The sequence below is a fragment of the Pseudoflavonifractor sp. 60 genome (assembly GCF_009911645.1).
Taxonomy (GTDB): Bacteria; Bacillota; Clostridia; order Oscillospirales; family Oscillospiraceae; genus Lawsonibacter.
The window spans coordinates 38,134-45,322 of the sequence record NZ_QWKI01000012.1 but is presented as its reverse complement, the minus strand read 5'-3'; the positions used below and the strand labels follow the sequence as shown (position 1 = coordinate 45,322).

Sequence of the window (7,189 nt, the reverse complement as noted above, 5' to 3'; positions counted from 1 at the left end):
TTCAGTACCAGGCCCAGGTCCATCCCCCCGAGCCCGCCGCCACCGAGGGCGCGCTGGTGATGGCCCGCCAGCTGGCCGGTGAATACGGCAAAAAGGTACTGGACAATGTGGACGTGGTGATGATCCCCCGGTTTAACTCCGACGGCTCCTACGAGTGGGTTCGGGTCAACACCCAGAACCGGGATATGGATATGAACCGGGACTACCACATTCTGAGCTGTCCGGAGACCCGCATGATCGTGAACACCTTCAATCTGTTCTACCCCGAGGTGGTCATCGACACCCACGAGCTGCAAAACCAGGCCCGGGGCAGCGATGCTGCGGACGACCTCCAGATGACCGGCAACGGCGGCGGCGGCCTGAATCCCCAGGCGCTGGCCGACCTGGCCATTGAGGAGCTGGAGTACGCCCTGAACAACGCCAAGGAGAAGTACGGCATCCGCGGCACCGCCTATCAGCAGTATCCCTACGACGTGTACACCACCATCGGCGCAGCCTACCCCGCAACCCGGGGCTCCATCGGCCACCTGATCGAGACCAAGGGCATCCACGCCGGCATGAGCATGTTCGAGCGCCGGGTCATGTCCCAGTGGGGCGCAGCCAGCGGCATTATCAGCTTTGCGGCGGAAAATTCTGGCCGTATTCTGAAGACCGTGGCCGAGGCCCGGGCCGAGATCGTCGCCAAGGGCGCTACCTTCGAGACCAACGATGTGATTATCCTGCGCCACCACGACGTGAAGGATGAGGAGGTCTTCTGGGAGGACTACCCGGTGTACGACATGGCCAGCGGCGTGCAGACCGGCACCACCGACTATACTTGGATCCGCCGCGCCGGCGTCGATACCTCCCGCCCCCGTCCCACCGCCTATGTCATCCCCGCCGATATCAGCGGTATTGACGACATTTTGAAGACGGTGGACGGACACCAGATCCAGTACTACAAGCTGGACAACGGCTCCTCCGTCAGCCTGAAGCAGTATGTCTATCAGGACATTACCAGCTCCAATCTGGGCGGAGAGAGGACCGTCACCTTTGCCAATGGCGCTTACGTGTTCCCCATGAATCAGACCGCGTCTACCCTGATGGGTCTGATGTTTGAGCCGGACGTCTACGACAACCGTGCCTACAAGTCCGACTTCATCCGCATGGGTTACATGGAGGCTACTGCTGGCCAGCCTCTGCCGCTGTACCGTTATGAGCATGATCTCGTCAACGGTAAAGTAAGCCTGACTGATCCCAGCAGCGGCTCCTCCTCCGGCAGCTCTTCCGGCGGCTCCTCCAGCAGCTCCGGCTCCAGCGGCTACAGCATTTCCGCGCCTGCCCGGGTTACCGGCGGCACCGTGAAAGTCCGGCCCTCCAGCGCCAATCAGGGAGTCAAGGTGACCATCACCGCTACCCCCAACGCCGGCTATGAGCTGGATCGGCTGACTGTTACCACCTCCAAGGGTGAGACGATTGCAGTCTCCAGCATCGGCAACAATCAGTATACCTTTACCATGCCCGCCTCCAGGGTTACTGTTGACGCCGTCTTCGTGCGTGCCGATACTCCCACAACGCCCAGTACCGGGATGAACTTTGTGGATGTGCCTGCCAACGCCTACTACTACAACGCCGTGAACTGGGCGCTGGCCAATGGCGTCACCGCCGGCACCGGAGCCAACACCTTTGGACCCGACTCCCAGTGTACCCGCGCCCAGATTATGACCTTCCTGTGGCGGGCCGCCGGGTCCCCCACCGTTACGGGCGCCAATCCCTTTACCGACGTGGCCAGCAATGCCTATTATGCCCAGGCTGTCCAGTGGGCGGTGGCCCAGGGGATCACCTCCGGCACCAGCGAAACCACCTTCAGCCCTGACGGTACCTGCACCCGCGCCCAGGCCGTGGCCCTGATCTATCGGGCCAAGGGCTCCCCCCAGGTCAGCGGCACCAACAGCTTCACCGATGTGGATGCCGGCGCTTACTACGCTGATGCCGTCCAGTGGGCGGTGAGCAATGGCGTGACCTCGGGTACCAGTGCGACGACCTTCGGGCCGGACTCCCAGTGTACCCGCGCTCAGATCGTTACGTTCCTCTATCAGGCGTTTGCCAACTAATCCCCCCGCCTCTCCGCCGGCATATGAAACAAACTGCGGCGGGAGACCCGCATAAGCGGCTGAAAGGGCCTGCTGTCTGTCAACTACAGACGGCAGGCCCTTCAGCGTTTCCTCCGGCAAACAAAGCTGAAATTTCCTCTTGACAGATGGGAGCATTGGTGCTATGGTTAGTTACGTAAGTAATGAACCGATAAACCAAAACGACCCGGAGGTGATTAAGTGCGCGGAACCCTGAACGACCAGTCCCTGATCTATTTGCAGATTGCCCGAATGCTGGAGGACGACATTCTCCGGGGGGTCTACCAGGAGGAGGACCAGGTGCCCTCCACCAACGAGCTGGCCCGGGGCTACAACATCAACCCGGCCACGGCGGCCAAGGGGCTGAATCTGCTGGCGGCGGATGGGATTTTGTACAAGCGGCGGGGCATTGGCATGTTTGTGGCGAAAGGAGCGGAAGAAGCGGTGAGGCGAAAGAGAAAGGCCGCCTTTTACAACGGATACGTGAAGCCCCTGGTGAAGGAGGGGGCCTCCCTGGACCTCACCGGGGCGGAGCTGCTGGACATGATAACCCAAGCGATGAAGGAGGAGAAGGCATGAGCGCTGGAATTTTAAAGGCACAGGGACTGTGTAAGTCCTACAAAAACAAGGAGGTCCTGCACAACCTGGACCTGGAGATCGAGCCGGGAAAAATCTACGGGCTGATTGGCCGCAACGGGGCGGGCAAGACGACTCTTCTGGGCATTCTCACCGCCCAGAATACCAAGAACAGCGGTCAGGTGACTTACGACGGCCAGGACGTGTGGGAGAATCAGAGGGCCCTCAATGATATCTGTTTCTCCCGGGAGATGCAGGCAACCCTGTTCTCCGGGCCCAACAATTTGAAGATCAAGCACTACCTGAGATCCGCCGCCATCTACTACCCCCACTGGGACCAGGCTTACGCGGACCGGCTGCTGGAGGAATTTAAGCTGGAGACCAAGAAGAAAATCTCCCAGCTTTCCAAGGGGCAGATGTCCATGGTGACCATCCTCATCGCCCTGGCCAGCCGCTCCCCCGTCACCATTCTGGACGAACCGGCGGCGGGGCTGGACGTGGTCATGCGGGAGCGCTTTTACCAGCTCCTCCTGGAGGATTTCGCCCAGACGGGCCGTACCTTCATTGTATCAACCCACATCATCGAGGAGGCCGCCTCCGTCTTTGAGCGGGTCATAATCCTGGACGAGGGCCGCATTATCGAGAACGCCCCCACCGAGGAGCTGGTGGACCAGTTCCGCTATGTGTCGGGCCGGGACGACGTGGTAGACCGGGCCTGCAGCGGCCTGCAAGTCCTGATGACCCACCAGATGGGCCGCCACAAGACGGTGGCCGTCCGGGGGGACGCGGTCAGGCTGGCGGCGGAGGAGGATGTGGACGTCTCCCCCATGAATCTGCAAAACGTCTTCGTAGCCCTGTGCGGCCACGGGGACGCCCAGTGAGGAGGGGAGCGCTATGGTAAAGTCCTTTCGCTTCCTGCTCGGCTTCGCCTGGGTCAACCTGGGGGCGGTCATCGGGTTTGCGGCCATTGTCATCGGGGGGTGCTATCTCACCGGTGTGCCCGGCAGTTCCCAGGTGCAAAATCTCTTTGTGTCCTACTACGCCATGTTTCCCACCCTGATTTTGCTGTGCCTGTTCCTCTACGCCTTCGCCCTGTGTACCAGTAATTTGAACATGGGGCTGTCCATGGGGGCCCGGCGGGGGGATTTCTTCTGGGCGCTCCAGGGGATTATAGTGTTCTACACCCTGGTGTGCTGGGTCCTGCAATGGCTGATGGCGGTCCTCCCCGAGGTGGCCAACTGGGCGGTGCCGGAGCGGTTCGGTGTGCTGTCCTTCCGCGACAGACCGTGGATATTTTTGCTGCTGTCCATGGCAGCCCTGGTGCTGGGCTGTCTGGGCGGTCTGCTGATGGTGAAGAACAAGATTTTGGGGACCATTGTGATCGTGATTTCTATGCTCATCCTGCTTGGGAGCACCATGTTCCTGCTCTTGGCCTCGGAGACCGGCATATTTGACTTCATGGACGGACCGAGGTGGGCCTGGCTGGACCTCCTGCCCCGGATCACGACCGGCGTGCTGGCGGTCTCCTTCGCCGGGGGAGAGCTGCTGATTTGGCACACCATCCAGCGCTATGTAGTGAGGTGAGAGCGATGCTAAAAAAGATTATTAAGCTGAACGCGGATGACCTGTGGCTCTATGCCGGGGTGGAGGGGGGACTGTTCCTTCTCATTGAGATCATCATCTGCGGGGTCATGTATTTTGCCAGGCCGGAGGACAGCGTCACCATCTCCACCTGTCTGATGCCCATTATCGCCGGCTTTGTATCGCTGATTGCCGGCATCAGCCACGTGGGGGTCACCTTCGACCAGGCTGTCGCCTTCGGACAGACCCGCCGCCGGGCTATGGGTCTGACCATCGCCCTGGAGTGCGTCGAGACCGCCTTCAGCATCGCCCTGGGCGCTGTGCTGGCTGTGCTGGAGCGGTTTGTCTGCCCGAATTTGTGGGCGTGGATGGCCGGAGCGGAGGGCTGGGTGACGGGGAGAGCCTGGGGCACCTGGGACGCGGCCCCCTCCCCCGACGGGACTCAGCTCCTCACAGGGCGGTTCTATGAAAACATGGCCGGGGAGCTCCTGCCCCTGCCGGAGAACACCTTGATTATCAATACCTTCACCTTGGACTGGTACTGGTGGCTGCTGGCCTTTGTCATCGGCGTAGGCGGCGGACTGATCGTTGGGGCGCTGATTCAGAGGTACGGCTCCAAAGGCGGCTGGATCATCTGGTGCATCTGCGTGCTCCCCATGCTGCTGACCCAGCTGCTGCCCATAGAGTCCTATGTGCTCACCGCCTGGTTCTGGCCCCTGATGGGTCTGCTCTTTGCGGCGGGAATTGTTTGGGCGCTGTGGTCCATGCTCCACTCGGTGGTGCGGACGTAGGCAGCCAGAGTCAAAAAAAGGGCGGCTGTGTTGACGAATTTGCCGAAGGCTGATATACTGCTCTCACAAGAAGGAGGGGAGCGCTATGGCCTTTGACCGCGATTTATTTCTCCCTGTGACCCGGGAGGACATGGTCCGCCGGGGGTGGGACAGCTACGATTTCCTGCTGATTACGGGGGACGCCTATGTGGATCACCCCTCCTTCGGCTGCGCCATCATCGGGCGGCTGCTGGAGGCGGAGGGCTACCGGGTCGCCGTGCTGGCCCAGCCGGACTGGCACAGCGCCGCCCCCTTCGCCGCCCTGGGCCGGCCCCGGCTGGGGGTCCTCATTGGGGCGGGCAATATCGACTCCATGGTGGCCCACTACACCGCCGCTAAAAAGCGCCGCCGGGACGACGCCTACTCCCCCGGACGGCGGGCCGGCCTGCGTCCGGACCATGCCTCCATCGTCTACTCCAACCGGGTCCGGGAGGCCTTTGGGGATATCCCTATCGTACTGGGTGGACTGGAGGCCTCCCTGCGCCGCTTTGCCCACTACGACTACTGGGAGGACAAGGTGCGCCGCTCCGTTCTCTTCGACGCCCAGGCGGACCTCCTCTCCTACGGCATGGGGGAGACAGCCACCCTGGAAATTGCCGCCCGACTGGCCTCTGGGACGCCGGTTTCGGAGCTCACCGACGTGCGGGGGACCTGCGTGGCCGTCCGAGACCCCGGCATGTGCGCCTATCCCCGGGTTGAGGTGCCCTCCTTTGAAGAGGTGTCCGCCTCCAGGACGGCCTACGCCCGGGCCAATATGGTGGAGTATCAGGAGCACGACGCCGTGTCGGGGCGGGCCATCCTCCAGCGGCACGGGGACCGCTTCCTCCTGGTCAATCCCCCCGCCCTCCCCCTGACCACAGCGGAGCTGGACCGGGTCGCCGAGCTGCCCTATGTCCGGGAGCCCCACCCCATGTACGACCCACTGGGGGGTGTGCCTGCCATCGAGGAGGTGCGCTTCTCGGTGACCCACAACCGGGGGTGTTTCGGGGCCTGCAATTTCTGCTCCCTGGCCTTCCACCAGGGGCGAACCATCTCCTGCCGCAGCCACGACAGCGTCATCCGGGAGGTGCGCGCCCTCACCGGGCACCCCGGCTTCAAGGGCTACATCCACGACGTGGGCGGGCCCTCCGCCACCTTCCGCCGCCCCTCCTGCCAGAAGCAGCTGAAAAGCGGCATGTGCCGGAACCGGTCCTGCCTGGCCCCGGAGCCCTGTCCCAATCTGGACGCCGACCACACCGACTATATGATGCTCCTGCGGAAGCTGCGGGAGATCCCCAAGGTGAAAAAGGTATTTATCCGCTCCGGTATCCGTTTCGACTACCTGATGAAGGACCCCAGCGGGGAGTTTTTTACCGACCTGGTCCAGCACCACATCTCCGGCCAGCTGAAGGTGGCCCCGGAGCACTGCGTGGCCCACACCCTGGACTATATGGGCAAGCCCCACATTGAGGTGTACGAGAAATTTCGGGAGAAATATGGGAAGCTGAACCGCCGCTACGGCAAGGACCAGTACCTGGTGCCCTATCTCATCTCCTCCCACCCGGGCTGTACCTTGGAGGACGCGGTTCAGCTGGCGGAGTGGCTGAACAAGCAGGGACATATGCCTGAACAGGTCCAGGATTTTTATCCGACCCCCGGCACCCTGGCCACCTGCATGTGGTATACCGGCCTGGACCCGCGCACTATGAAGCCGGTGTTTGTCCCCAGGACGCCCCACGACAAGGCCCTCCAGCGGGCGCTGATGCAGTGGCGCAAGCCCCAGAACCGCAAGCTGGTGCTGGAGGCTCTCCACAGGACAGGCCGGGAGGACCTGATTGGCTACGGCAAGCGCTGCCTGGTGAAGCCGGACAAGGGGATGGAGCCCTCCGGTGCGCCTGCGCCCCGAAGACGGACCGGACAGGAGCGGACGAAAAAGCCCCGCGCCGATACCCGCACCAGAGTGGAGAAAAAAGAGAGCCCCGTCCGCCCCGCAAAAAAGGCGGGTTGGGCGAAGAAAAAACGGTAAGATTTCACAAAATGTGCCCCCTGTGATACCATAAAAATGCCCGCCAGCCAGGCGGGACGGAAGGTGCGCTGTTACATAAGGCGGTT

The 7,189-nt window shown here is 62.1% G+C and carries 6 protein-coding genes; all 6 read left to right on the top strand.

The genetic code is table 11. The features are described 5' to 3' along the window. Window positions 1-2,093: S-layer homology domain-containing protein (locus D1646_RS01895; RefSeq protein WP_160634805.1), on the top strand; the 2,093-nt coding region annotated here is incomplete at its 5' end. Between the two features lie 219 nt (window positions 2,094-2,312). Beyond that, on the top strand, window positions 2,313-2,690 hold the full coding sequence (locus D1646_RS01890) for a GntR family transcriptional regulator (RefSeq protein ID WP_160634804.1): 378 nt from the start codon (window positions 2,313-2,315) through the stop codon (window positions 2,688-2,690). Continuing rightward, complete coding sequence (locus D1646_RS01885) at window positions 2,687-3,568, top strand: ABC transporter ATP-binding protein (protein WP_160634803.1); 882 nt, start codon at window positions 2,687-2,689, stop codon at window positions 3,566-3,568. The genes D1646_RS01890 and D1646_RS01885 overlap by 4 nt, the downstream gene beginning before the upstream one ends. A 13-nt stretch (window positions 3,569-3,581) precedes the next feature. Then, window positions 3,582-4,271: a hypothetical protein gene (locus D1646_RS01880; RefSeq protein ID WP_160634802.1), complete on the top strand. Its 690-nt coding sequence runs from the start codon at window positions 3,582-3,584 to the stop codon at window positions 4,269-4,271. A 5-nt stretch (window positions 4,272-4,276) separates the two neighbouring features. Then, entirely contained in the window at window positions 4,277-5,059 is a 783-nt protein-coding gene (locus tag D1646_RS01875; RefSeq protein ID WP_160634801.1) for a hypothetical protein, read from the top strand. Between the two features lie 85 nt (window positions 5,060-5,144). Continuing rightward, window positions 5,145-7,103, top strand: a complete 1,959-nt coding sequence (locus tag D1646_RS01870; protein WP_160634800.1) for a YgiQ family radical SAM protein — start codon at window positions 5,145-5,147, stop codon at window positions 7,101-7,103. The last annotated feature ends 86 nt before the right edge of the window (window positions 7,104-7,189 follow it).

What these genes read in the sequence shown, in the direction of transcription:
- D1646_RS01885 (WP_160634803.1), top strand. Translation starts at nt 2,687, where the DNA reads ATGAGCGCTGGAATTTTAAAGGCACAGGGACTGTGTAAGTCCTACAAA.
- D1646_RS01880 (WP_160634802.1), top strand. Translation starts at nt 3,582, where the DNA reads ATGGTAAAGTCCTTTCGCTTCCTGCTCGGCTTCGCCTGGGTCAACCTG.
- D1646_RS01875 (WP_160634801.1), top strand. Translation starts at nt 4,277, where the DNA reads ATGCTAAAAAAGATTATTAAGCTGAACGCGGATGACCTGTGGCTCTAT.
- D1646_RS01870 (WP_160634800.1), top strand. Translation starts at nt 5,145, where the DNA reads ATGGCCTTTGACCGCGATTTATTTCTCCCTGTGACCCGGGAGGACATG.